4 protein-coding genes are annotated in these 3,114 nt (G+C 53.4%); all 4 read right to left on the bottom strand.

Annotated features, from left to right (window positions below):
• Window positions 1-532: 532 nt before the first annotated feature.
• Complete coding sequence (locus tag ENGE1_RS26100; RefSeq protein ID WP_016156495.1) at window positions 533-838, bottom strand: hypothetical protein; 306 nt, start codon at window positions 836-838, stop codon at window positions 533-535.
• Window positions 839-891: 53 nt separating this feature from the next.
• Window positions 892-1,143, bottom strand: a complete 252-nt coding sequence (locus ENGE1_RS26095; RefSeq protein ID WP_004206783.1) for a type II toxin-antitoxin system Phd/YefM family antitoxin — start codon at window positions 1,141-1,143, stop codon at window positions 892-894.
• Between the two features lie 78 nt (window positions 1,144-1,221).
• On the bottom strand, window positions 1,222-2,493 hold the full coding sequence (locus ENGE1_RS26090; RefSeq protein ID WP_004206782.1) for a Y-family DNA polymerase: 1,272 nt from the start codon (window positions 2,491-2,493) through the stop codon (window positions 1,222-1,224).
• Window positions 2,493-2,918: a translesion error-prone DNA polymerase V autoproteolytic subunit gene (gene umuD / locus ENGE1_RS26085; protein ID WP_049153110.1), complete on the bottom strand. Its 426-nt coding sequence runs from the start codon at window positions 2,916-2,918 to the stop codon at window positions 2,493-2,495. Before umuD ends, ENGE1_RS26090 begins: the two co-directional genes overlap by 1 nt.
• Between the last annotated feature and the right edge of the window lie 196 nt (window positions 2,919-3,114).

Genomic DNA, 3,114 nt, shown 5'->3' with positions numbered 1-3,114 from the left:
CCTGCATCGTCTGTCAGCTTATCTGCCTGGGACCACGGTCCCACCTGCATCGTCGGCACATTATTAGTTTGGGACAATGGTTAAGCAATGCCTGTCACGAACAGGTATTGGCTTGTCGCAAGCAACCTGTTGAGCGGAGTAATCACGCAGCAGGGCGGCTATTACAGGTGATGGTGAAAGCTCTGTTGGGATCTGAACGAAGCATGTTGAGTGAAATTTGCAAAATTTCGCGGGGTGTGCGGCTTAATTTTAAATTTCCGCCAGCATTTTTAAAACCAGCTGCCGCCGCTGCACGTTGGCCGGTCCTTCGTCCGGCCGGTAACCAGTCCCGGCCGTTCTTACGACCCTGGATGAACATGGTCCCGTCATCAGCGTCTCCAGTGTGATGTCGTTTGTCACGCCGTCCGAGGGGATATCAGGGACACAACATATGGTAGAAAAAGCAGCTGTCTGAGACATAATATATTGATTATCCACAGTAACGGGGGATAACCGTGTGGGTAACATATTGAAAGTCCAACACGTTATCTGATTAACTGACTTTGTAAACGCCGCTGAACCATGAAAAAAATCCGGGGGAATCATCACAGCGCATAAACATACCGTTTTGTTTTTGGGTGACGGCAAGGAGGCCCCTGTTATCACCACATACCTTGTCAAAGGTTTCCATTCCTATCCTTATCAGGCTCTTTTCGTTATTTTCGGGAGAGATCCGGAGATGTTTTGTCAGCCAGACAGGATAGGTATCAGCGTTACGCCAGTACTGCAATTCAATCACTGAAGCCATTCCCCAAACAGTGAAGAATAAGAAAACCACACCTGCGATTTTGCTACCCATATTGTTCCTTAACATTGATTTAATACATTCCTTGCTCCTCGCACCGGAGCACATCACAGATACTGATTGAGATCCACTTCACGCAGCGGCTGGTTTTGACGTTCTGTGATCAATTGCACCAGGTCTTTTTCGTCCAGCGCATCGAGCATTTGTTCATACAGAGCCGCGGGCACACAATAAAAAACAGGGCGGTTGCGGTCAATAATCGCGACCGGGTAGCCGCCGCCGGCACTGGCGGTGGCCACCGGATCGTTTTTAAGTTCGCTGACGCTGGCAGTCACATCACACAGAATGATGTTTGTCATGGTTCCCCCCTGAGACAAGTCATCTGTATGATCGGTAAAGTAAGCTCTGGCGGCAAGTCCCTTCTGTCATTTCAACGGTCAGAAACGGGCAACCGGCAGCTCCTTCCAGCGGGTGGTATATGCCGGTGACAGCATCTCCCGTTTCATCTGCCAGTCCGGCGCAATACCCCGTCCGGCAAACCAGACTTTCCCGAGTCCGGAATGATTAATACCGTCGAGCACCTTCATCAGCGCATCGCTGTGCGGCCGTGGCTGCACGTCATCGAACAGATTCAGCTGTGCAACGCCGTTCGGGCTGAAATCATTGAGCATTATCCCCGCTTTTGCGTAGCGGTGGCCATCGAGCCAGATCCTGTCCAGAGACCTGACCGCTGCCGCTATAATGTCCCGGGTGTCACGGGTAGGGGTGTTCAGTTTCTCAGTGGCCACGTTACCGTAGTACGGTTCATTAACCGCAAAAGGGGAGGTTTTGATGAAGATGCTGATATGCCGGCAGTACTGCCGCTCACCTCGCAACTTTTCTGCTGCGCGCTCGGCGTACTGGCAGACGGCCTGGCGCATTTCTTCATAGGTGGTGATCCGCTGCCCGAAGCTGCGACTGCAGACAATCTGCTGTTTCGGCGGCGGCGCTTCCTCCAGTGAAATGCAGCTCTCGCCGTTCAGCTCACGTACCGTGCGCTCCAGCACTACGTTGAAGTTTTTGCGGATAAACGCGGGGTTCGTCAGCGACAGCTGCAGGGCGGTGGTGATCCCCATAACGTGCAGCTTTTTCGCTATCCGGTTCCCCACGCCCCAGATTTCTTCCACCGGCTGCAGGCTGAGTAATTTTGCCGTCCTGCGTGGATTATCGGGCGACAGCGCCAGCACCCCCCTGAATTGTGGCCATTCCTTTGACGCCCACTGCGCCGATTTGGCCAGTGTTTTTGTGGCGCCGCAGCCGACACCGATCGTCAGTCCGGTTCCACTGAGAACGTGCCCACGCAGCTGCCTGCCAAAATCCTCCAGATCCATACATTGGCCAATTCCCCGGGCATCCAGGAAACATTCGTCTATCGAGTATTGTTCGACGCGGGGAGACAGCTCCTCCAGCAGGGCGACCACGCGGTTACTCAGGCTAGCGTAGAGCTCGTAATTGCTGGAAAAAACGTACAGTTTTTCAGGAAACTGCGCCTCTTTGAGCTGGAACCAGGGGGTTCCCATCTTTATACCCAGCCGTTTGGCTTCAGCACTCCGGGCAATAACGCAGCCATCGTTGTTACTGAGAACGACGACCGGTTTTCCGCGCAAATCCGGCCTGAAAACCCTCTCGCAACTGGCGTAGAAGGAGTTGACGTCGGCCAGGGCGAACATCAGTCTGTCCTCCGGGTTTTATGAATGAAGGCCGTCACCACACCGAAAATTTGCAGCGTTTCCGGATCCGGGTACAGGGAAGGGAAGTCCGGGTTCATCGCCTGCAAGGCCGGCCGTGGCGTCAGAAGCAGGCGTTTTACCGTAAATTCACCCTCAATTTCCGCGATAACAATATCCCCGTGCCGCGGCTGTTCTGCTTTATCCACGACCATCAGATCGCCGGAATAGAGGCCAATATCAGTCATTGAGTTGCCAATCGCCCTGACAAAATAGGTGGAGTGGCGCCGGTGAATGCAGTACTCATTCAGATCCAGTTCAGACTCAGTGTAGTCCGCAGCCGGTGACGGAAAACCCGCAGGGCATCGCTCTGTGAACAAAGGAATTTTTACTATGCTGGCTTCTGATACTGCAGGAATGAACTTCATCGTATTTTCCCCTCGCTTGAAACTGTATATATATACAGTGTGCGCCGGGAGACCGGTAGAGATCAAGGGGTGAAAGTCCCCGACCATTGAAGGACCAGCAATCCACAAGGTCCCCGAGTCATGCGTTGCATACCGCGAGGTATGGGGCGAAGCGTTGACAGGGGTGTTGACAGGCCAGCCATTGAGCCACGAAATG

This window comes from Pluralibacter gergoviae ATCC 33028 = NBRC 105706 (assembly GCF_001598855.1).
GTDB lineage: Bacteria > Pseudomonadota > Gammaproteobacteria > Enterobacterales > Enterobacteriaceae > Pluralibacter > Pluralibacter gergoviae.
Note: the sequence above shows the minus strand (reverse complement) of the source record. Positions and strands in the feature narration are given on the sequence as shown.